Raw genomic sequence first — 22,001 nt, forward strand, 5'->3', positions numbered from 1 at the left:
ATTCAAATCCGATCCACTGAAGAGGATGCCGCGTGCAGGTTCTCGTTCGCGATAACAATGTCGACCAAGCCCTCAAGGCGCTGAAGAAGAAGATGCAGCGCGAGGGAATTTTCCGCGAGATGAAGCTCCGCGGTCATTACGAGAAGCCCTCCGAGAAGAAGGCCCGCGAAAAGGCCGAAGCCGTGCGCCGCGCGCGCAAGCTGGCCCGCAAGAAGCTGCAGCGCGAAGGCCTGCTGCCGATGAAGCCGAAGCCGGTGTTCGGCGCAGGTCCCGGCGGTGATCGCGGCGGTCGTGGCGGCCCGGGTGCAGGTCCGCGCGGACCGCGCTGATTCACCGAATTTTGCAAGATTTCAGTTTCGATGACGCGGGCCTCTGGCCCGCGTCATTGTTTGTGCGCGCTGCTCTTTGGGCCAGGCACCACGGATGCGGCACGCAAACGCGATGAGATTTGGATTGAACGTCGTCGCGCTTTCGTTTGTTGTTTGACCTTGATCTCTACGCAAGCGCGTTCCGCCTTTGTCGCGAGGGAAAACCGCTTCATACTTTTCGTCAACGCGGCCCTTCGGGTCCGGATCATGCTCTAGCGCGAGCGAACCGCAGATGGCCTCCCCCTTCCCCCAGCGCGGCTTGACGCGGCGACGCCGGATCTGGCAGCCGCCGTGCGCGCTGGCCTTGATGGGGATTGCGCTGTGCGGCTGCTCCTTCGATCTGGGATCGTTGATGCCGGAGAAGGACAAGCCGCAGGAAGCCCCCCAGGCGGCTGCGCCCGCCGAGAGCGCGGTGAGCGCCGGCAACGTCACCGAAGCTCAGGCCCACACTGCAAAAGCCCAATCCCTGGCCAAGTCAGGCGAGGTCGCGGCAGCGCTCGACGAGTTCAATCGCGCGGTCGGACTCGATCCCTACAATGCGCAGGCGCTGTATGGCCGTGCCCTGATCTACCAGGGCAACAATCAGCACGCCTTCGCCATCGCAGATTTCAGCGCTGCGAGCGGACTCAATCCCCAGAAGGTCGAGCCGCTGCTCGGCCGCGCCACCAGCTATCTCGCGCTCGGCAAGGTCAAGGAGGCCACGGCCGATCTGGATGAGGCCTCCGAGGCCGATCCGCACAACGCGCAGGTCTGGACCACGCGCGGACAGGCCTATGAGCGGCTGGGCGACAGGGCCAAGGCGGCGGCGTCCTACACCAGGGCTGTCTCGCTTCGCCCACGCGACGACGCCGCGCGCAACGGTCTTGCCCGCGTCGGCGGCTGACGGTTTTGACGGCGCAGGCGCCGTCCTAATCGGGGGTGGCGCTCTTCGGCAGAACCGAGTGGAACATCGACTTCATGCCCGACAGCATCTCGTCGGCGACATTGGTCTTCTTCGGCCGCGGCATGGAGCCACCGGCGTCGGCGCGCAGATCGAGCGGTGGCGCGATCATCGGCACGGGAATGTCAGCCGGCGGCGTCATCCGATTCGGATCATCGTTGCCGACCGAGGCCGTGTAGGGCGGATTGGCCGGCGAGGAGCCATCCTTGCCATAGGCCTCCGGTGAGGGCGTCGATACCGTGATCGGCGGCGGCAGCGGACGGACCGTAGCCGGCTCCATGCTGACGACCCGCGGGGCCTCGGGCGTGCGGGCTGCTTCCCGCACGGCAGGCTCAGTCGGCCTCTCGGCTGACCTGGTCTCGGACGGCCTGACCTCGGAAGGTTTGGTTTCGGCAGACGACTTTCCTTCGGAAGACTTGCCCTCGGAAGATTTGCCCTCGGAAGATTTGCCCTCAGGAGTCTTGCGCAGGCGCTCGATCGCGGCACGCACGAGGTCGTTGGCGTCGGGGGCCGGAGCCGCAGCAGCCGGCGCCGAATTGGCCTCGACCACCGGAGCGGCGGGAGCGGGTGTGCTGGTGGCCGGGGTCGACTTGGCGACCGCCTTCTCGCGCGCCGACGGCTTGCCACGCGGGCTGGCCTCGGCCGGGGCCACATCGGCAGCCTTGTGCTCGGCGGACGGCTGATCGGCAGCCTTTTCGACCGCCGGCTTGTCCGTCACGCTCTTCTCGGGGATGCCTTTGGCCTTGACGCCGGGCGCAGGGAGATTGGCGACATCGGCGGGTTTCCCGTTCTTGCCGGCCTCGGCAGGGGCCACGACGGCCGCAGGGGCATCAGCCGCCGGCTTGGCGTTGATGTAGTGGTTAACGATGTACGCCCCGATGATCGTCGCGAGCACCGAGGGGAAAATATCCATCGAGATTTTAGCGAGGTATTTCAGCATTCCGGCCACTCCCCGCGCGATCTGATGCGGGAACTTTAGGGCATTGTAAGGGATCAACTGCGACGGATCGATGGCAAGTGTTAAGGCCGGATCTACGGCTTTAGCTCGATCTCAAGGAACACGATCTCGGTTGAGGTTTCGTTAAGTACGTCATGTTGGACGCCCGCCTTGCGGAAGTAGGATTTCCCGGCTGCCAGTTGCGCCTTGGACCGCTCGCCGCCCGGCGCCACGATGGTCATTTCTCCCGCAACGACGGGAACAATCACATAGTCCATGCCGTGGGTGTGATGGCCGGTGGCGCTACCGGGCGGAAGCCGCCATTCGGTCACCCGGACCTCCTCGTTGTCGACCTGGACCTCGGACTTGGCGGCAAGCATTGGAACCTCTCTTGGGACGCAGCGCTTCAGGGCACGAAAACCATGAAGGCGTAGACGGCAAATACCACCATATGGACCAGCCCGAACAGGACATTGGTCCTGCCGGTGCCGAAGGTCAGCATGCTCAGGAAGAAGGTCAGGAGCAAAAGCACACTGCCCTGGGCGCTGAGGCCGAGCGTGAGCTCCTTGTCGAGCGCGTAGGTGGCGACCCCCACCGCCGGGATGGTCAGCCCGATGGTGGCGAGGGACGAGCCGAGCGCGAGGTTGATGCTCTTCTGGAGGTCGTTCTTGCGGGCCGCCGATACCGCCGCGACGCCTTCCGGCATCAGGATCAGGAGCGCGACCAGAAGGCCGGCAAAGGCCGGCGGCGCGCCGATCTTGGCCGCGACGGCGTCCACCACCAGCGAAAACTTCTTGGCGAGCAGCACCACGGCCAGCAGCGCAATCAGCAGCAGCACGACGCTGACCACCAACATCCGGCCCGGCAGATGCGCCACGCCGCTGCCGCCGTCAGCCCGTTCATGGACGAAGTAATCCTTGTGCAGGACGGTCTGGGTGTAGAGGAACACTCCGTACAGCGCGAGCGTGACCACGTCGACGAAACCGAGCTGAACCGCCGAATAGACCGGCCCCGGCGCGGTGGTCGTGTAGTTCGGCATGATCAGCGTGATGGTCGCGAGCGCGAACAGGACGCTGAGATAGACGTTGGCCCCCGAGAGCTGAAAGCCCTGCTCGCGATAGCGCAGGCCGCCGATGAAGATGCAGAGCCCGACGAGGCCGTTGCAGACGATCATGACCACGGCGAACACGGTGTCGCGCGCCAGTTCCGGGGCGGGCTTGTCGCCCAGCATGATCGTGGTGATCAGCGCCACCTCGATGACGGTCACCGAGAGCGTCAGCACCAGCGTGCCATAGGGCTCGCCGACCCGCTCGGCGATCACTTCGGCATGATGAACCGCGGCGAACACGGTGCCGAACAGGATAACCAGAAGGACGATGGCGAAGACGAGCCCGCCCAACGACAGCGTGAAGACGTAGCCCGTCGCGCTGACGGCTGCGAACAACAGCACGGCCAGCGCCGGAAAGATCCAGGCCGACCGGGGCATCGGATTATGCGCGCTCATCTACCGGCTCCAATCACTGAAGACGAGCAGTAGCAAATCGGCCGGCAGATTCAATGCCAGCGCAGGATCGGAGCGACCGGCAGCAGCGTCAGCAGCATGAACAGCGGGATCAGCACGGCGCCGGCACGCAAGAGATAGCCGAAGAAGCTCGGCATCTCGATGCCGTTCTCGCTCGCGATGCTGCTGACCATGAAGTTCGGCGCATTGCCGATATAGGTGAGCGCTCCCATGTAGACGGCGCCCATCGAAATCGACGCGAGCGTGCCCGACAGCTCGTGCATCAGCGTTTGCGGATCACCGCCGGCAAGCTGGAAGAACAACAGATAGGTCGGCGCATTGTCGAGAAACGCTGACATCAGGCCGGTGAACCAGAAATAGGCGACCTCGCGCGGCGCACCGTCCGGTGCCGTCACGGCCGACAACAGCCAGGCGAAGGCGCCGTGGTGGCCGGCATTGAGCATGGCAATGACCGGGATGATGGCGACGAAGATGCCCGCGAACAGTTTTGCGACCTCGCGGATCGGCTCCCAGGTGAAGCCGTTGGCCTCCCTGTGCTCGTCCGGTGTCAACCACACCGACAGCGCCGCAATGGAAAGCAGCGCCACATTGCGCGCGATGTCTTCCAGCCCCAGCTTCGTTCCGAGAATGTCGAAAGCAACAGCGGGCTTCCACATCGCCGAGGCCAGCAGGCTCGCGACGATGGCTGCGATCAGCACGAGGTTGACGAGACCGCGAATGCGGACCGGATCCGCGGGACCGGCGTCGCTGAGCTGAGGTTCGCTGCGGAAGCGCCAGAAATCGATGGCGGTGAAGATCGCGAGCAGCAATCCGGCGACGATCGCGGTCTGCAGCCAGATGCTCCGCGTGGTCCAGAAGAAGTCGACGCCGTGCAGGAAACCGACGAAGAGCGGGGGATCGCCGAGCGGGCTCAGCGCGCCGCCGACATTGGCGACCAGGATGATGAAGAAGATGATGACATGGGCATTGTGGCGCCGCGGCCGGTTGGCGCGGATCAGCGGACGGATCAGGATCATCGCGGCACCCGTGGTGCCGACAATGCTTGCACCCAGCGTGCCGAGCGCGAGGATGCCAGCATTGATCGCTGGCGTGGCCTTGATGTCGCCGGTAATGAGAATGCCGCCGGCCACGACATAGAGCGCGAACAGCAGCACGATGAAGCCAAGATATTCGGCGAGCAGAGCGTGCACGAGCACAGCCAGCGTGACCGCGCTTCCGGCAAAAATCACGAGTGAGACGAGCGCCGCCAGCGACCAAGCAGCGGCGATCTTGCCGTAATGATGGTGCCAGACTTTCGGAAACAACAGCGGTCCGAGCGCGATCGACAGCAACAGGCCGGCAAAGGGCAGCGCATAGGGCCAGCGCATCGCCGCACCATCGAGCCCGGCTGCGGCCCAGGCCGGCTGCGGCAACAAGGTGAGGATGGCAACGAGCGATACGGCCGGGATTCGCGTGACGAGTCGTTTATTCTCCAATGAAGCGCCTTGCCGTTTCGATCGCACCGAATGCATCGAGATTGTCATGTCCGCCGCCCGCAAAGCGAACGAACTGCTTCGGTTCATGCGCGAGCGCGAACAGACGTTCTCCGAACACGATTGAAATGACAAGGTCATTGGTGCCATGCATCACCAGGAGCGGCACCGTGACGCGCGCGATCCGCTGGTCGGAAGGGAACGGATCGCGCATCAAGAGGCGCACCGGCACGAACCAGAATGACGAAGATGCAATGTCGGCCGTCGACGTATAGGGCGCCTCCAGGACCAGCTTTCCAACACGCTGTTCTGCGGCGAGCGCGACCGCCACGCCGGTCCCGAGCGAGAAGCCCCAGGCGACGATTCGTTCCGCCGTGTAGCGCGCCGTGGTGAAGGCGTAGGCGGCGGCGGCATCGCGCAGCAGCCCCTCCTCGCTCGGCGCGCCGCTCGAGCCGGCATAGCCGCGGTAGGACAGCGCAACGAGGCCGGTGCCATCTGCCGTCATGACCTTGAAGCGGCTGACACGGCCGGCAAGAAAGTCGCCATTGCCCGGAAAATACAGGATCACGGGACGACCGGGCCTCGCCGGCACGTGCCAGACGATGATCTTCTCGCCATCCGAGGTGGTCAGGACATGCTCCTCCGCCTCGGGACAATCTGCCGCCTCAGGCGGGGTCCGCTTGGCGGTCGGTATCGGAAACAGCATCTCGCGCTGCCGGGCATAGAGCACGAGGAGCCCGGCGAGATAGACGGTCGCAAGCAGAATGACGGTCCATTTGGCGATGGTGATCATTGCGCGGCCGGCCCCCGGTTCAGGCTCAGGGCTTGCGACGGCTCCGCAGCAATTTCATGACGTCGGGCCGGAGGCTCGCCGGTACGTCCCGGCAGCCGCACGCCGCCTTGTGGGCGGCATGCCATGCGACGCGCTGCTCGCGCGTCGCCTTGAGAGGCATGCGATGAGACCGGTGCCAATCCCTGTTGATGGCCACGGTCCGTTTCCTTCGCGTGCTACATCGCCTTGACGATGTTCTCGGTGACCTTCTTGGCGTCGCCGAGCAGCATCATGGTGTTGTCGCGGTAGAACAGCGGATTGTCGATGCCGGCATAGCCGGACGCCAGCGAGCGCTTGATGAACATCACGGTGCCGGCCTTCCAGACCTGCAGCACGGGCATGCCGTAGATCGGCGAGGTCTTGTCCTCCTCGGCCGCCGGATTGGTGACGTCGTTGGCGCCGATCACGAAGGCGATGTCGGCCTGCGCGAACTCGGAGTTGATGTCCTCGAGCTCGAACACCTCGTCATAGGGGACGTTGGCTTCGGCGAGCAGCACGTTCATGTGGCCGGGCATTCGGCCGGCGACCGGGTGAATGGCGTATTTCACCTCGACGCCTTCCTTCTTCAGGATGTCGCCCATCTCGCGCAGCGCGTGCTGCGCCTGCGCCACCGCCATGCCGTAGCCGGGCACGATGATGACCTTCTGGGCGTTCTTCATGATGAAGGCCGCGTCGTCGGCCGAGCCGAGCTTGGCGGGCTTCTGCTCGCCGCCGCCACCGCCGGCCGCCGCGGTCTCGCCGCCGAAGCCGCCGAGGATGACCGAGATGAAGGACCGGTTCATCGCGTGGCACATGATGTAGGACAGGATCGCGCCCGAGGAGCCGACCAGCGCGCCGGTGATGATCAGCGCGGAATTGCCGAGCGTGAAGCCGATGCCGGCCGCAGCCCAACCCGAGTACGAGTTCAGCATCGAGATCACGACCGGCATGTCGGCGCCGCCGATCGGGATGATCATGAGCACGCCGAGCGCCAGCGCCAGGATGACGATCAGCCAGAAGTCGAGCGCGCCGCCGGTGAGGACCAGGCGGACGATGAAGAACACCAGCGCCACCGCAATCGCGATGTTGATGATGTGACGGGCGGGCAGGATGATCGGCGCGCCGCTCATGCGTGCGGACAGCTTCAGGAACGCGATCACCGAGCCGGTGAAGGTCAGCGCGCCGATGGCGACGCCGAGCGACATCTCGACCAGGCTCTGCGGATGGATGTTGCCGGGGGTGCCGATGTCGAAGGCTTCGGGCGCGTAGAACGCGCCGGCGGCGACCAGCACCGCGGCCATGCCGACCAGCGAGTGGAAGGCGGCGACCAGTTCCGGCATCGAGGTCATCGGCACGCGGCGGGCGATCACCGCGCCGATCGCGCCGCCGATGGCGATGCCGACGATGACGAGCACCCAGGCGAGGCCGTCTGCCGGCGGATGGTTGGCCAGCGTGGTGGCGACCGCAATCGCCATGCCGATCATGCCGAACAGATTGCCCTGGCGCGACGAAGCCGGGCTGGACAGCCCGCGCAGCGACAGGATGAACAGCACTCCCGCCACGAGATACAAAAATGCAGAGAGGTTGGCGCTCATCTCAGGTCCCCATTAATCCTTCAGCCCGAGGTGGCCGCTTACTTCGACTTCTTCTTGTACATCGCCAGCATGCGCTGGGTGACAAGGAAGCCGCCAAAAATGTTCACGCAGGCGAAAATGAGCGCGACAAAGCCGAAGGCGCGGGCCCAGCCCGAGCCACTCGAGACGTTCGCGACGCCGCCGGCAAGCAACGCGCCGACCACGATCACCGAGGAGATCGCGTTGGTCACGCTCATCAGCGGCGTGTGCAGGGCCGGTGTCACCGACCACACCACGAAATAGCCGACGAAGACGGCGAGGACGAAGATCGACAGCCGGAAGATGAAGGGGTCGACGACCTGTGCAGCATGCTCCATGGCGGGTCTCCTTAAACCTTCGGCTGGAAGTTCGGGTGGATGACGGCGCCGTCTTTCGTGAGCGCGGTCGCCTTGACCAGCTCGTCGTCCCAGTTCACGGCGAGCTTCTTCTCCTTCTTGTCGACCATGGTCTCGATGAAGGAGAACAGATTGCGCGCGTAGAGGCTGGAAGCCGAGGCGGCAACGCGGCCGGCGACGTTGGTGTAGCCGACGATCTTGATGCCATCGCGGTCGACGACCTCGCCGGCCTTCGCGCCCTCGACATTGCCGCCGCGCTCGACGGCGAGATCGACCAGCACCGAGCCCGGCTTCATCGACTTGACCATCTCGCCGGAGACGAGCTTCGGCGCGGGCCGACCCGGAATCAGCGCCGTGGTGATCACGATGTCCTGCTTCTTGATGTGCTCGGCGGTGAGCGCGGCCTGCTTGGCCTGGTATTCCCTAGACATTTCCTTGGCGTAGCCGCCGGCGGTCTGCGCGTTCTTGAACTCCTCGTCCTCGACGGCGAGGAATTTCGCGCCGAGCGATTCGACCTGCTCTTTGGTCGCGGGCCGCACGTCGGTCGCGGTGACGACGGCGCCGAGACGGCGCGCGGTCGCGATCGCCTGGAGGCCGGCAACGCCGACCCCCATCACGAACACCTTGGCCGCGGGCACGGTGCCGGCGGCGGTCATCATCATCGGGAAGGCGCGGCCGAACGCCTCGGCGCCCTCGATCACGGCGCGGTAGCCGGCAAGGTTCGCCTGCGAGGACAGCACGTCCATCACCTGCGCGCGCGTGATGCGCGGCATCAATTCCATCGCGAAGGCGGAGACGCCGGCATCGGCGATCGTCTTCAGCGCAGCCTCGTTCCCGTAGGGGTCCATGATGGCGATGACGAGCGCACCGCGCTTGTACTGCGCGAGCTCGGAGGCTTCAGGGCGCTTCACCTTGATGATGATGTCGGCATCCTTCAGCGCATCTGCGCTGACGGTGGCACCCACGGCGGTGAATTCGGAATCAGGCAGGCCCGATTTGATGCCGGCGCCCGGCTCGACGGCGATCTCGGCGCCCAGCGCCTTGAACTTCTTCACCGTATCGGGCGAAGCGGCGACTCGCGGCTCGAGCGGATCGATTTCCTTGGCAACGGCGATCTTCATAGGTCCTCCGGCGGCGCGGGACAGCGCGCGCGCAAACTAAGCGTTACTCCCGCGGCGTTCGATACCGGTTTTGGCACCGGCTTGGATGCAAATATTCTGGGCAGCTGCTGCCGCTGGCGTGGGCAGCTGCCGACAGATCAGGTCAGGAAGATCGCCATCAGGATCACGATGAGCGCGACCGAGGCCGTGCCGTACTTCACCAGCTTGATGAAGCCCTCGTAGGTCTGCTCGTGAGCAACGTAGTCGTTGCCGTCGGCGGTGCTGTACGCCACTTCGCTATGATCAGCCATGGATTGTCCCCAGTCGAAAGTCGAATTCTTGGGCTGGGATACCGCAAAGTTTCGGGCAGGGCAACGGCACCGGGACGCGGTTTTCCTGCAAATCAGGTCATTTGGAATCCCAATTGTCGCGGATCCAGCGCGTCAGGTTCTCCTCGCTGACCTCGCCGGCAGCGAGCGACAGGATGATGGCTGCCGCTTCAGCCTCGGGTACAACGAAGTCGATGCCGTTCACGCCGAGAAACGTGTACAACGCCAGCAGCGACGTGCGCTTATCGCCGTCGACGAACGGACGGTTGCGCGCGATGCCGAAGGCGTACGCCGCCGCCAATTCGGGAAGATCGGCGCTCTCGTAAGACCATTTGTTTCTGGGCCGATCGAGCGCGGATTCGAGCATGCCTTCATCTCGAAGGCCGCTTGCGCCGCCATGGATCGCCAGTTGTTCGTCGTGGATCGCAATGATGATCCGACGCGTCAGCCAGAACGGCTCGCTCATTTGGCGAGTTCGGCGAGGGCGTTGTGATAACGCTTCATGCTTCGCCGTGCGATCTCCATCGCTTTTTCGAAGTCGGGATCATGCGGCGTCAACAAGACGCCACCGTCCGACTGCTCGACCGGAAACAGCTTGTCGCCCTCTTTGAGATTCAGACGACCGGCAAGTTCCTTCGGTAGGATAACGCCGATGGAATTGCCGATCTTGCGGACCTGAAGCACGGTAGAGCCGCTCTTCAGGTCCTTGGGGTCCGCCTTCTCGTTCATGGCCGCACCTCGTTATACATCTGTATAACGTCCGGCGAACAGAAGTTCAACAAATGTTTTACGGGCCGCCCACCGCCTCAGCCCATCGCCTCAAGTTCGTCGATCATCCCGGCGATGACCGAGAGACCGCCGTCCCAGAATTTCGGGTCCTTGGCATCCAGTCCGAACGGCCGCAGCAGCTCGGAATAATGCTTGGTGCCGCCGGCGGCGAGCATGTCGAGATAGCGCTCGGCAAAGCCCTCGTTCGCGTTCTCGTAGACAGCATAGAGCGAGTTCACGAGGCAATCGCCGAACGCGTAGGCGTAGACGTAGAACGGTGAATGGATGAAGTGCGGGATATACATCCAGTAGTTCTCGTAACCCGCCTTGATCTCGATTGCCGGCCCGAGGCTGTCGCCCTGCACCGACAGCCAGATCTCGCCGAGCCGGGTCGCGGTGAGCTCGCCGTTCTTGCGCTCGGTGTGGACCGCGCGCTCGAACGAGTAGAACGCGATCTGCCGCACCACGGTGTTGATCATGTCCTCGACCTTGCCGGCCAGCAGCGCCTGGCGCTGTTTTGCATTTTTGGTCTGGGCAAGGAGCCGCCTGAACGTGAGCATCTCGCCGAACACGCTTGCGGTCTCCGCCAGCGTCAGCGGCGTCGGCGCCATCAGCGCGCCGTTCTTCGCCGCCAGCACCTGATGCACGCCATGGCCGAGCTCGTGGGCGAGCGTCATCACGTCGCGCGGCTTGCCCTGGTAGTTCATCAGCACATAAGGGTGCGCCGAGGGCGTGGTCGGATGCGAGAATGCGCCGGGCGCCTTGCCCGGCCGCACCGGCGCGTCGATCCAGCGATCGGTGAAGAAGCGCTCGGCGATATCAGCCATTTTGGGCGAGAAGCCGCGATAGGCCGTCAGCACCATGTTGCGCGCATCGGGCCAGCCGATGACGTCCGTCGCGGCAAACGGCAGCGGCGCGTTGCGATCCCAATAAGCCAGCCGCTTCTTGCCGAACCACTTCGCCTTCAACGCGTAATAGCGATGCGACAACTTTGGATAGGCAGCCTGCACCGAGGCGACCAGCGCATCCACCACCTCGCGCTCGACGCGGTTGTTGAGATGGCGGGAATCCGCGACGTCCTGGAAGCCGCGCCAGCGGTCGGAGATGTCCTTGTCCTTGGCGAGCGTGTTGGTGATCAGCGCAAAGGTGCGCTCGTTGGCCTTGAAGGTTTTTGCCAGTGCCTCGGCCGCGCTCTTGCGCTTGGCGCCGTCGCGGTCCTGCAGCAGATTGAGCGTCGGCTCGATCGCCAGCTCCTTGGCCCCGACCTTGAAGCGCAGTCCGGAGATGGTCTGGTCGAACAGCCGGTTGAAGGCGGAATAGCCGGTCTGCGCCTTCTCCAGGAAAAGCTGCTCGAGCTTGTCGTCGAGCTGATATGGCTTCTCCTTGCGCAGATCCTCGATCCAGGGACGGTAGTGCGCGAGCTCGGGCGCTTGCATGGCCCGGTTCAAAATATCGTCATCGACACGGTTGAGCTCGAGCGCGAAGAACAGCAAATGCGTGGACGCCGCCGTCAGCCGCTCCGACACATCGCCGTAAAACTTTGAAATCGCAGGGTCGACGCTGTCGCCGGCGTGGATGAGCCCGGCATAGGAACCGAGCCGGCCGGCAAGATCGTCGATTGCCTCATAGCGTCGCACGGCTTCCGCGAGCCATTTTCCGCCATCTTCGTTTGCTGTCCCTGTCGCCAGCTTGCCCTTGTAGTCCGTCTCGAACGCGACGCAGTCGGCATCCATCTTTTCGAGATCGCGCGCCACTTCCGGCGCATCGATCCCGGAATAGAGATCGGCAAGGTTCCACTCCGGAAGCTTGCCGGTCTTGCTCGCAGGCTTTGCGCGTGAAGACCCGGAGGACTTCGTCTTGACGGTAGATTTCTTGGCGGCGGATGTCTTGGCAGCTGGCTTGTGGAGGGCGGACTTTTTAAGAGCAGGCTTGGAGCGCGAATTCATTGTGTGGGAAACCTGTGTTCAACAAGCGCGACGGCGGGCGGGGGCATCAAGGTTTAAGAGTGCGTTAATCGGCTTCGGCCAGAGTGCCCCGATTCGAGACAGATAGTAGTAGCGTGCGGGGAACACCATGGCTGCCAGTATTTTGATCGCCGACGACGACGCCGTAGCCCGCCGGCTGGTCGAGAACATGGTGCAGAAATGCGGCTATGAGACGCTCGTCGTGGACTCCGGTGACGCCGCGATCGCAGCCCTCACCGCCCCGGACGCGCCGGCCATCGACGCCGTCATCCTCGATCTCGTGATGCCCGGCCTCGACGGCATGGGCGTGCTGGCGAAAATCCGCGAAGCAGGTCTCAGCGTCCCCGTCATCGTGCAGACCGCCCATGGCGGCATCGACAACGTGATCTCGGCGATGCGCGCCGGCGCGGCCGATTTCGTGGTCAAGCCGGTTGGTGTGGAGCGGCTCCAGGTCTCGCTGCGCAACGCGCTCAACGCCTCCGCGCTCAAGGGCGAATTGCAGCGCATCCGGCACAGCCGCGAGGGCCGGCTGACCTTCTCCGACATCATCACCCGCGCCGAGGCGATGGGAGGCGTGATGCGCGCCGCGCAGAAGGCGGCGAACTCCGCGATTCCCGTTCTGATCGAAGGCGAGTCCGGCGTCGGAAAGGAGATGTTCGCGCGCGCCATCCATGGCAGTGGCGAGCGCAAGGCCAAGCCCTTCGTCGCCGTCAATTGCGGCGCGATCCCCGACAACCTCGTCGAGTCCATTCTGTTCGGCCACGAGAAGGGCGCTTTCACCGGCGCGACCGAACGGCACATGGGCAAGTTCGTCGAGGCCCATGGCGGCACGCTGTTTCTGGACGAGGTCAGCGAGCTGCCGCTGACCGCGCAGGTCAAGCTGCTGCGCGCGCTCCAGGAAGGCGCGGTCGAGGCGGTCGGCGGCCGCAAGCCCGTCAAGGTCGACGTCCGCATCGTCTCGGCCACCAATCGTCGGCTGCTGGAGCGGGTGAAACAGGGACACTTCCGGGAAGACCTGTTCTATCGCCTGCACGTGCTGCCGCTGACGATCCCCTCGCTCCGGGCCCGGCGCGAGGACATCCCGCATCTGCTCCGGCATTTCCTGGCGCGGTTTGCCGCCGAGGAGAACCGCGCGATCACCGGCATCAGCGGCGAGGCCATGGCCCATCTTGCCCAGCTCGACTGGCCCGGCAACATCCGCCAGCTCGAGAACGCGGTCTATCGTGCCGTGGTGATGAGCGACGGCGACCAGCTCGGCCTCAGCGACTTCCCTCTGCTCGCTTCGCAGCCGCATCCCGTAACCGAGATTCCGACCGCTCCGCTGATGCTCGAGCCGGCGGCGACCCCTTCGGTGGTATCGGGCAATGAAATACCAATCGCGCCGCTCCCGGCTGTGGGAAATCTGGCCATGCTGACCCCCACCGGCGATGTCCGCGCACTCGAGGACATGGAGAACGAGATCATCCGCTTCGCGATCTCGCACTACCGCGGCCAGATGTCCGAGGTGGCCCGCCGCCTCAAAATCGGCCGGTCCACCCTCTACCGCAAACTCGACGAGGCCGGGGTTCCCGGGCATGGCGGGAAAAGCGGCGAGGAGACGCACTGAGCCTCATGCGAACGAGGGTTCGTGCGGCGATGCGAGACCGGCTGTAAGCCGTTCGCATGACGACAGAATTCGACTGCTTCTTGAACCGTGACTTGGAAGTGACAGACACAGGGAAAAGCGCGCTGTGCAGGCGCACAATCCGTTGCCAAGAGGCTCCCTTGAAGTCAGTTTGGCGTGAGTTGTCCCGGTTAGCGCTGGCTGCAAAACCGGGGCCTGTATATCGTCTGCGTATGAATCGTTGCGTGCAGGCGTGCAACTTTCGAGAGGCCGGCGCGATTTAGCCGAAGCTCAATAGGCGATAACAAAGCTGTTCCACGAGGGACAGTTCACCCGAGGGGTGCGACACAATGCGTGACTGTTTGAACCACCGTGCGGGCTTCGACCGTGTCTTGATGACGGTCGCGGCAACCTTCCTCACGGTGTCGGCCAGCTCGGCCCTGGCGCAGGATCAGGCGCGCAGCAGCGCCGCCGAGCTCGCGATCGAAGCCGCGATCCCGCGCCCCGAGCCGGCCAACGTCCCGCCCCCGACCGCATCCGACATCAAGCTCGACACCACCGCCACGGTGCAGGATTCCGCCAAGGAGCCGGCGAAGGAGCCTGCAAGGGCTGACGTCGTGCCGGCCCCGGCCCCCGAGAAGGTGGAAACCAAGCCGTCCGACGTCGCCACCACGCCCGCGCCCGAGGCGCCGAAGAGCGACACCGCGAAGTCCGAGCCCGCAACCGCTGCGCCTGCGGCACCCGCCACGGCTGCGGCCCCTGCCGCCGAGCCCGTGAAGGCTGCGAGCAACGTTCCCGCCGCCGACCAGCCGGTCGCCGACAAGCTCAGGGACATCATCGGCGCCAAGACCTCGCGCCATTTCGATCGCAAGAACGAGCGCGCGGCGATCGAGAAGTTTTATGGCGCACGGGACTTCGCGCCGGTCTGGACGCAAGGCGGCAGCCTGACCACCGCGGCCAAGGGCGTCATCGCGCGGCTGAAGGACGCAGCGTCCGACGGCCTCAATCCCGCCGATTATCCGGTGCCGGACTTCGCCAGCGCCAGCACGCCCGATGCGCTGGCCGATGCCGAGCTCAAGCTCACCGCCAGCATGTTCGACTATGCGCGCCAGGCCCAGAGCGGCCGCATGCACTGGTCGCAGGTCAGCGGCGACATCCTCTATCCCGAGCATCCGGTCGACCCGAACGAGGTGCTCGCCAAGGTCACGACCGCGACGGACGCCTCCGCGGCGCTCGACAGCTACAATCCACCCCACAAGCTCTACAAGGAGCTGAAGGCCAAGCTCGCGGAGCTTCGCGGTCAGGGCAGCGGCCCGGTGATCGAGATCGCCGATGGTCCGGCGCTGAAATACACCCCGGCCAGCAAGAAGCAGGCTGAGATCGTCGTGGAAGATCCGCGCGTGCCGCAACTCCGCGCCAAGCTCGGCCTTGCCGAGAACGCCAGCGACACCCGCTATGACGCAGCGGTCGCGGGCGCCATGCGAAAATTCCAGAGCGGCGCCGAGATGAAGGCGACCGGCATCCTCGACGACAAGACGGTCAAGGCGCTCAACACTCCGAAGCGCGACAAGCAGATCGACGTGGTGCTGGTGAACATGGAGCGCTGGCGCTGGCTGCCGCGCGATCTCGGCGCGCCCGCGCTGGGTGATGCCTATGTGATCCTCAACATTCCCGACTACACGCTGAAGGTGATGCAGCGCGGCCAGCAGGTCTGGACCACCCGCGTCGTCACCGGCAAGCCAGGCACGCACGCGACCCCGCTGCTCACCGAGACGATGAAGTACATCACGGTCAATCCGACCTGGAACGTGCCGCCGTCGATCGTCTACAACGAGTACCTGCCGGCGTTGCAGCAGGACCCGACCGTGCTCCAGCGCATGGGCCTCAAGCTCGAACAGAACCGCGACGGCTCGGTGCACATCTCGCAGCCGCCCGGTGAAGCCAACGCGCTCGGCCGCATCCGCTTCAACTTCCCGAACAAGTTCCTGGTCTATCAGCACGACACGCCGGACAAGAACCTGTTCGCCAGGGAAGATCGCGCCTTCAGCCATGGCTGCATGCGCGTGCAGAACCCGGATCAGTACGCGTCCGTGCTGCTCAACATCACCATGCCGAACGAGAAGTACACGCCCGAGCGCGTGCGCAGCATGTACGGCAAGAGCGAGATCGACCTGAAATTCCCGACTCCGGTCCCGGTCAACATCACCTATCAGACCGCCTTCGTGGACGATGCCGGCAAACTGCAGTTCCGCAAGGACGTCTATGGCCGCGACGCGACCATGATCAACGTCCTGAAGAACAACCGCGGCAAGGATCTCGAGGCCGTCGTTGCGCACTCGCAGCCGAGCTATTCGCGCCCGGCGACGACCCTGCCCTCGGGCGTGGCGGTGGCCAACAATGGCGGCGGCTTCGGGTCCTCCGGCCCGAACTTCTTCGAGCGGCTGTTCGGAGGCGGGGCGCCGACGCCCCCGCCGGCTCCGGTCGGCCGCCGGCCCCAGCAGCAGCGGGTGTTCACCCGGTAAGCCTGCGGGACCCCAGCTTTTCGAATTTCACAACGATATCAACGGCCCCATCCCATGGATGGGGCCGTTTAACGTTAACCATTGTCCACCTGGCTCCCGGCACCGGGCGTTTTTTTGCCACACTCAACGGGTTAGGATTGTAGTCTGACTTGGTTTGGGGGCGGGAAGGTCAACCTCGAATTAACCTTCTCGCTTTAAGAAAGCGTTCATCCTCTTTCGCGCTGCTACGGGGTTGGCGGGAGAGTCCATTTGAACGCTCGTCGACTGGGTGGGCTCATACGTGCTGACTGGTCTCGCACGCCAACTTGCTGTGCTGTCGTTGTCCCATGCGGGAGTGAAGACCGGTTCGCGGATCGGCCTCGCTGCCGTATTGCTGCTTGCGGGCGCAGGCTCGGTTCATAACGCCGCCGCGCTGAACGAGACCAAGACGCTCTCCTTCCACCACACCCATTCCGGCGAAGACCTGACCGTCACCTTCAAGCGCGATGGCCGCTATGACGAAGCGGCGCTGAAGCAGCTCAACCACTTCCTGCGCGACTGGCGCACCCAGGACGAGACGGTCATGGACCGCCGCCTCTTCGATATCCTCTGGGAAGTCTACCGCGACGTCGACGGCAAGCAGCCGATCCAGATCATCTCCTCCTACCGCTCCCCCGCCACCAACGCCATGCTCCGCCGCCGCTCCTCGGGTGTGGCGCGCGCCAGCCAGCACATGCTGGGCCATGCGATGGATTTCTACATTCCGGGCGTGGCGCTGGAGCAGATCCGCTTCGCCGGCCTGCGCCTCCAGCGGGGCGGCGTCGGCTTCTATCCGACCTCCGGCTCCCCCTTCGTGCATCTGGATACCGGCAGCGTCCGGCACTGGCCGCGGATGACGCATGACCAGCTCGCCCGAGTCTTCCCGGACGGAAAGACGGTGCATCTGCCGACCGACGGCGTGCCGCTGAAGAACTATGAGCTCGCCAAGGCCGAGATCGAGCGCCGCGGCAATGGCGACGACTCCAGCAGCAGCAAGCCGAACTTCTTCGCCGCCTTGTTCAAGGGCAAGTCCGCCGCTCCGGCCGCCAGCAGCGACGAGGACGACGAGGGCGCGCCCGCCCCGGCCGCCAAGCCGGCGACACCGACCGTGGTCGCAGCCGCCGCCAAGCCCGCCGAACCGGTGCCGACGCCGCGTGCCAAGCCGCAGATCCCCACCGCGATCCAGCTCGCCTCGGCCGATGCGCAGCTCGTTGCACCGCCCAAGCCGAAGCCCGCGCCGGTGGCCGACAAGCCCGCTGCCGGCAAGCCGGAGACCCCGGCCGACATCATCAATGCCCGCGGCTTCTGGGATGATATCCCGGCCGCGCCGCAGCAGGCGACGCCAGCGCAAATCGCTGCGCTGAAGGCCCGCCAGGCCCTTGCCGCCGCCACCGATTCGCAACCGACCGCGAGCGTGTCCAACGCCGCCCTTCAGGCGCTGGCTTTTGCGCCTGCCGCCTCCCCGGTCGATCGCGCCAATGTCGTCGCCGCCTCCGCGCCGATTCCGCGCTCGGCCCGTCCCGCGTCGCGCAACATCGCTCAGGCGACCGAAATCAACACGGTGGTCGGCAAGAGCGTCGACGGCGCGGTCGCGACCGCGACCCGCCTCTCCGCTGCCAAGAGCGAGAGCATCTGGCTCAAGATCGTGATGCTGTCGCCGAGCGCCAGCCGCGCGATGTCGGTCACGCTGATGGGTGAGCTCGATACGGCGGCGCTGCGCGGCTATTTTGTCAAGCCGCAGGCCGTGATCGCGATGGGCTTTGTCGACGACCCGATGCACGGCCTGTCCTGCGACAGTTTTTCGGGCAGCGCGACCGCGAAGCTCCAGACGACGTCGTTCGTCATGCGCACCGCCGCGCTGCGCTGAGGCGCCGAGCTACCTCCACGAATTCAGTCTCGTCGCCCGCATGGAGCGCAGCGCAATCCGGGAATCGCGCCACGAGCAACGACGGCCCCGGATTACGCTTCGCTCCATCCAGGCTACAAGGGCGTCCTACCGCGCTTTCCTCGCTCGCCGGTCCAGATGATAGGTCAGCGCCAGCGACAGGCAGACGGATAATTCCCGCTTTGGCAGCCGGCCCGCCACCGGCAACAGCAACGCCCGCGTCTGCCGGTACTCGAATTGATCGGGAAAGCGTTCGCGGAAGCTATCGATCAGCGTCGTCTTGCAATTGAACAGGATGGCGGCGTGTGCGGAGTCCTTGACGCGGCCAAGCCGGATCGTCGAGCCGCTGCCGGTCTGATCGGTCAGATAAGCCGGCTCGCCCCATTTCAATGTCTCGGTGAGCCGGCCGACCTCTTCATGCGCCGCGGCGGTCGCGAAGATCAGCGCACGCACCTGAAGCAGCCGCTTGCCGATCGGCGTTGGAAGAGCGCCGAAGGCACGGTTCACCTCGCGCGGCAGCGGTGGCGCAGTCATTCGCGACTCCGTTCGCAAACGAAACACGCGCAATTTGTAGCCCGGATGGAGCGCGGCGCAATCCGGGGATTGCTTTCACACTGCGAGAGCCCGGATTTCGCTGTCGCTCCATCCGGGCTACGGCAGTCGTGCTTGAGGCGCTAACGCCTCAGAGCATGCCCAGCGCCTGCATGTAGGTCTCGAGGATGGTCTCGGCCTCGGCGCGCTCGTTGGGGTCCTGCTTGCGCATGCGCACGATGGTGCGCAGCGCCTTGACGTCGTAGCCGTTGCCTTTGCTTTCGGCATAGACGTCGCGGATGTCGTCGGAGATCGCCTTCTTCTCTTCCTCCAGCCGCTCGATGCGCTCGATGATGGATTTGAGCTGGTCCTTGGCAAATTTCGTCGCGGGCTCGTCGTCGCGGACGGCGGCGGAGGTGGCCATCTAGGTACTCCCAATGGAACTGGCAAAACGAGGTGACGCCGGCATCCCTCACCGCGCGTGCTGGTAGACCCTTAGGGTTGGTACCGACGGCGTTCAAGGCAGCATCGCGCTCGTCCACAGCGCGCCCACACCTTCCTGCGGCGAGGCCAAGAAAGCTGTTGTGTGGTGCGACTCAGGCGAGGCGCGCGCCCGGGCCGTTCAGTGCCCGTGCCCGTGGGGATGGACCTTCTTCATCGTCTCGAGCTGTTCTGGCGTGGCCGTGCCCTGGTATTTCGACTTCCAGGTCTCGTAGGGCATGCCGTAGACGGCCTCCCGGCTCTCGTCCTTGCTTAAGGCGACGCCCTGGGCGTCGGCGGCTTCCTTGAGCCAATTGGACAGGCAGTTGCGGCAGAAGCCAGCCAGATTCATCATGTCGATGTTCTGGACATCCGTCCGCGACTTCAGATGATCGACCAGACGGCGGAAAGCGGCCGCCTCGAGCTCCGTTCTGGTTTTGTCGTCGATTGCCATGGCTGTATCCTGGTATCCCCTTGGGCCTGACCCGATGGAGGTCACCCTTACGGGATCAGGTGGGTCCTGTCACAGATTTTGCCATATCCCGGCGCAAACCGACCCGAACCCGGCCTTGAGGCAGTTCCCCGGCCCCTACGCCAAATCGTCAATGATCTGATATAGCTTCCGCGACAATGATCGCCGAATCTCCCCGCTCCCCCCTTCGCATGCTCGTCCGGTTGGTCCCGGTGCTGGCGATTGGCCTGCTGTGCTTGTGGAGCAGCCCGGCCTCCGCCGATTTCCGTCTCTGCAACAACACGTCGAGCCGGGTCGGCATTGCGCTCGGCTACAAGGACGCCGAGGGCTGGACCACCGAAGGCTGGTGGAACATCTCGTCCCGCTCCTGCGAGACCCTGCTGCGGGGAACGTTGGTCGCCCGTTACTATTACATCTACGCCATCGACTATGACCGCGGCGGCGAGTGGTCGGGGCAGGCCTTCATGTGCTCGCGCGACAAGGAGTTCACCATCCGCGGCACCGAGGATTGCCTCGCGCGCGGCTATGACCGGACCGGCTATTTCGAGGTCGATACCGGTGAGCAGCGGGCGTGGACAGTGCAGCTTACCGATGCCAACGAACAGCCGGCGCAGCAACGCGTACCCGGCCTCCCCGGTCCGGTTGGCCCGGGCGGGGTTCCGGGTTTGCCCAATAGCCCGCCCGGTGGTACGCCCCCCGCCCCGCCTGGCCTCCCGCCAGCTCCCTCGCCCCCGTCTGGAAATAAGCCATGAGGCGTCTTCGCCGTATCAAGATCCTCGCGACCCTGGGCCCAGCCTCTTCAGACCTCGCGATGATCCGCCGCCTGTTCGAGGCCGGCGCCGACCTGTTTCGCATCAACATGAGCCACACCCCGCATGACAAGATGCGGGAGCTGGTGGCGACGATCCGAAACGTCGAGAGCAGCTATGGCCGGCCGATCGGCATCCTGGTCGACCTGCAGGGCCCGAAGCTCAGGCTCGGCTCCTTCGCCGAAGGCTCGGTGCAGCTGCAGAACGGCCAGACCTTCACGCTGGATTCCGACAAGGCCCCCGGCGACACCACGCGCGTCCACCTGCCGCATCCGGAAATCCTGGCGGCGCTGCGGCCCGGCCACGCGCTGCTGCTCGACGACGGCAAGGTGCGCCTGATCGCGGAGGAGACCTCGAAAGAGCACGCGGTGACGCGGGTCGTGGTCGGCGGCAAGATGAGCGACCGCAAGGGCGTCAGCCTGCCCGACACCGACCTGCCGGTCTCCGCCATGACCTCGAAGGACCGCGCCGACCTCGAGGCGGCGCTCGTCACCGGCATCGACTGGATCGCGCTGTCCTTCGTGCAGCGCGCCGACGACGTGATCGAGGCCAAGAAGATGATCCGTGGCCGCGCCGCGGTCATGGCCAAGATCGAGAAGCCGCAGGCGATCGACCGTCTCGCCGACATCATCGAGGCCTCCGACGCGCTGATGGTGGCGCGCGGCGACCTCGGCGTCGAATTGCCGCTCGAGCGCGTGCCGAGCCTGCAGAAGCAGATGACGCGGATGGCGCGCCGTGCCGGCAAGCCCGTGGTGATCGCAACCCAGATGCTGGAATCGATGATCCAGTCGCCGGTGCCGACCCGCGCCGAAGTCTCCGACGTCGCCACCGCCGTCTATGAGGGCGCCGACGCCATCATGCTGTCGGCGGAATCGGCGGCCGGCAAATTCCCGGTCGAGGCGGTCTCGACCATGAACCGCATCGGCGAGGAGGTCGAGCGCGATCCGATTTATCGTTCCGTGCTCACCGCGCAGCGCCCCGCGCCGGAATCCACCGCGGGCGATGCCATTGCCGACGCCGCGCGGCAGATCGCCGAGACGCTCGACCTGCCCGCCCTGATCTGCTGGACCTCATCGGGCTCGACCGCAGTGCGGGTGGCGCGCGAGCGGCCGAAGCCGCCGATCGTGGCGATCACGCCGAACATCACCGCCGGCCGACGGCTCGCGGTGGTCTGGGGCGTGCATTGCGTGGTGGCGGAAGACGCGCGCGACCAGGACGACATGGTCGGCCGCGCCGGCCAGATCGCGTTCCGGGACGGTTTCGTCCGCGCCGGCCAGCGCGTGATCATCGTCGCCGGCGTGCCGCTCGGCATCCCCGGCACCACCAACATGGTGCGCATCGCCTCGGTCGGCCCCGAGGGCGACGCGATCATGTAGGCCCGCCAGAGCGCGCCAAGCAAAAAAATCGAAAAACAACCCCATGCAAAGTAGCCGGAGGGTCCGGCGAGCCTGCTGCGGTTTTGCGAAAAGGCTCGCTCAGTCAACCAGCTGAGCGCTGTCAG

22 protein-coding genes are annotated in these 22,001 nt (G+C 65.1%); 7 read left to right on the forward strand and 15 right to left on the reverse strand.

What is annotated here, in order from left to right:
- The first annotated feature begins 32 nt into the window (after nucleotides 1–32).
- Together rpsU and GGD66_RS13335 are read left to right on the forward strand one after the other, a co-directional pair.
- Nucleotides 33–329 carry a 30S ribosomal protein S21 gene (gene rpsU, locus GGD66_RS13330; protein WP_008546194.1) on the forward strand — a complete coding sequence of 99 codons (297 nt, stop codon included), beginning with the start codon at nucleotides 33–35 and terminating at the stop codon, nucleotides 327–329.
- 271 nt (nucleotides 330–600) lie between these two features.
- A complete protein-coding gene (locus GGD66_RS13335) occupies nucleotides 601–1,251 on the forward strand; it encodes a tetratricopeptide repeat protein (protein ID WP_183258010.1) in 651 nt (216 codons plus the stop codon).
- Between the two features lie 25 nt (nucleotides 1,252–1,276).
- Here GGD66_RS13335 and GGD66_RS13340 read toward each other — a convergent pair whose 3' ends face one another.
- From GGD66_RS13340 to GGD66_RS13395, 12 genes are all read right to left on the reverse strand, one after another.
- Nucleotides 1,277–2,248, reverse strand: coding sequence for a hypothetical protein (locus tag GGD66_RS13340; RefSeq protein ID WP_183258011.1), 972 nt, complete (start codon nucleotides 2,246–2,248; stop codon nucleotides 1,277–1,279).
- Between the two features lie 92 nt (nucleotides 2,249–2,340).
- Nucleotides 2,341–2,625, reverse strand: a complete 285-nt coding sequence (locus GGD66_RS13345) for a cupin domain-containing protein (protein ID WP_092254748.1) — start codon at nucleotides 2,623–2,625, stop codon at nucleotides 2,341–2,343.
- 26 nt (nucleotides 2,626–2,651) lie between these two features.
- On the reverse strand, nucleotides 2,652–3,749 hold the full coding sequence (locus tag GGD66_RS13350) for a calcium:proton antiporter (RefSeq protein ID WP_092254745.1): 1,098 nt from the start codon (nucleotides 3,747–3,749) through the stop codon (nucleotides 2,652–2,654).
- Nucleotides 3,750–3,799: 50 nt separating this feature from the next.
- Complete coding sequence (locus tag GGD66_RS13355; protein WP_092254743.1) at nucleotides 3,800–5,278, reverse strand: sodium:proton antiporter; 1,479 nt, start codon at nucleotides 5,276–5,278, stop codon at nucleotides 3,800–3,802.
- Complete coding sequence (locus GGD66_RS13360; RefSeq protein WP_092254922.1) at nucleotides 5,232–6,029, reverse strand: alpha/beta hydrolase; 798 nt, start codon at nucleotides 6,027–6,029, stop codon at nucleotides 5,232–5,234. The genes GGD66_RS13355 and GGD66_RS13360 overlap by 47 nt, the downstream gene beginning before the upstream one ends.
- 218 nt (nucleotides 6,030–6,247) lie before the next feature.
- Complete coding sequence (locus tag GGD66_RS13365; protein ID WP_018317802.1) at nucleotides 6,248–7,645, reverse strand: NAD(P)(+) transhydrogenase (Re/Si-specific) subunit beta; 1,398 nt, start codon at nucleotides 7,643–7,645, stop codon at nucleotides 6,248–6,250.
- 38 nt (nucleotides 7,646–7,683) lie between these two features.
- Complete coding sequence (locus GGD66_RS13370; RefSeq protein ID WP_018317801.1) at nucleotides 7,684–8,001, reverse strand: proton-translocating transhydrogenase family protein; 318 nt, start codon at nucleotides 7,999–8,001, stop codon at nucleotides 7,684–7,686.
- A gap of 11 nt (nucleotides 8,002–8,012) precedes the next feature.
- A complete protein-coding gene (locus GGD66_RS13375) occupies nucleotides 8,013–9,140 on the reverse strand; it encodes a Re/Si-specific NAD(P)(+) transhydrogenase subunit alpha (protein ID WP_092254740.1) in 1,128 nt (375 codons plus the stop codon).
- A 137-nt stretch (nucleotides 9,141–9,277) separates the two neighbouring features.
- The gene (locus tag GGD66_RS13380) at nucleotides 9,278–9,430 is read right to left on the reverse strand and encodes an aa3-type cytochrome c oxidase subunit IV (protein ID WP_018317799.1); all 153 of its coding nucleotides are present in this window, start codon (nucleotides 9,428–9,430) and stop codon (nucleotides 9,278–9,280) included.
- 97 nt (nucleotides 9,431–9,527) lie between these two features.
- Nucleotides 9,528–9,914, reverse strand: a complete 387-nt coding sequence (locus GGD66_RS13385; RefSeq protein WP_092254737.1) for a type II toxin-antitoxin system death-on-curing family toxin — start codon at nucleotides 9,912–9,914, stop codon at nucleotides 9,528–9,530.
- On the reverse strand, nucleotides 9,911–10,177 hold the full coding sequence (locus tag GGD66_RS13390; protein WP_092254734.1) for an AbrB/MazE/SpoVT family DNA-binding domain-containing protein: 267 nt from the start codon (nucleotides 10,175–10,177) through the stop codon (nucleotides 9,911–9,913). The genes GGD66_RS13385 and GGD66_RS13390 overlap by 4 nt, the downstream gene beginning before the upstream one ends.
- A 77-nt stretch (nucleotides 10,178–10,254) precedes the next feature.
- A complete protein-coding gene (locus GGD66_RS13395; RefSeq protein ID WP_092254731.1) occupies nucleotides 10,255–12,162 on the reverse strand; it encodes a M3 family oligoendopeptidase in 1,908 nt (635 codons plus the stop codon).
- 127 nt (nucleotides 12,163–12,289) lie between these two features.
- On the opposite strand from GGD66_RS13395, the gene GGD66_RS13400 reads away from it, so the two are divergent.
- The 3 genes from GGD66_RS13400 to GGD66_RS13410 all read left to right on the forward strand — a co-directional run bounded on the left by GGD66_RS13400 (nucleotide 12,290) and on the right by GGD66_RS13410 (nucleotide 18,190).
- Nucleotides 12,290–13,786: a sigma-54 dependent transcriptional regulator gene (locus GGD66_RS13400; protein WP_183258012.1), complete on the forward strand. Its 1,497-nt coding sequence runs from the start codon at nucleotides 12,290–12,292 to the stop codon at nucleotides 13,784–13,786.
- Between the two features lie 347 nt (nucleotides 13,787–14,133).
- On the forward strand, nucleotides 14,134–16,305 hold the full coding sequence (locus GGD66_RS13405; protein ID WP_183258013.1) for a murein L,D-transpeptidase: 2,172 nt from the start codon (nucleotides 14,134–14,136) through the stop codon (nucleotides 16,303–16,305).
- Between the two features lie 280 nt (nucleotides 16,306–16,585).
- Nucleotides 16,586–18,190 carry a DUF882 domain-containing protein gene (locus tag GGD66_RS13410; RefSeq protein ID WP_409362368.1) on the forward strand — a complete coding sequence of 535 codons (1,605 nt, stop codon included), beginning with the start codon at nucleotides 16,586–16,588 and terminating at the stop codon, nucleotides 18,188–18,190.
- Nucleotides 18,191–18,316: 126 nt separating this feature from the next.
- Here GGD66_RS13410 and GGD66_RS13415 read toward each other — a convergent pair whose 3' ends face one another.
- The 3 genes from GGD66_RS13415 to GGD66_RS13425 all read right to left on the reverse strand — a co-directional run bounded on the left by GGD66_RS13415 (nucleotide 18,317) and on the right by GGD66_RS13425 (nucleotide 19,673).
- Nucleotides 18,317–18,742: a DUF1801 domain-containing protein gene (locus GGD66_RS13415; RefSeq protein WP_183258015.1), complete on the reverse strand. Its 426-nt coding sequence runs from the start codon at nucleotides 18,740–18,742 to the stop codon at nucleotides 18,317–18,319.
- Between the two features lie 148 nt (nucleotides 18,743–18,890).
- Complete coding sequence (locus tag GGD66_RS13420) at nucleotides 18,891–19,163, reverse strand: DUF2312 domain-containing protein (RefSeq protein ID WP_014492426.1); 273 nt, start codon at nucleotides 19,161–19,163, stop codon at nucleotides 18,891–18,893.
- 198 nt (nucleotides 19,164–19,361) lie between these two features.
- On the reverse strand, nucleotides 19,362–19,673 hold the full coding sequence (locus GGD66_RS13425) for a DUF1244 domain-containing protein (RefSeq protein WP_028140305.1): 312 nt from the start codon (nucleotides 19,671–19,673) through the stop codon (nucleotides 19,362–19,364).
- A gap of 176 nt (nucleotides 19,674–19,849) precedes the next feature.
- Here GGD66_RS13425 and GGD66_RS13430 point away from each other — a divergent pair, with 176 nt between their 5' ends.
- A complete protein-coding gene (locus GGD66_RS13430; protein WP_018317790.1) occupies nucleotides 19,850–20,443 on the forward strand; it encodes a DUF1036 domain-containing protein in 594 nt (197 codons plus the stop codon).
- On the forward strand, nucleotides 20,440–21,876 hold the full coding sequence (gene pyk / locus GGD66_RS13435) for a pyruvate kinase (RefSeq protein ID WP_018317789.1): 1,437 nt from the start codon (nucleotides 20,440–20,442) through the stop codon (nucleotides 21,874–21,876). The genes GGD66_RS13430 and pyk overlap by 4 nt, the downstream gene beginning before the upstream one ends.
- Nucleotides 21,877–22,001 lie beyond the last annotated feature (125 nt).

Origin of the sequence: Bradyrhizobium sp. CIR48, from assembly GCF_014198315.1 — a bacterium.
GTDB lineage: Bacteria > Pseudomonadota > Alphaproteobacteria > Rhizobiales > Xanthobacteraceae > Bradyrhizobium.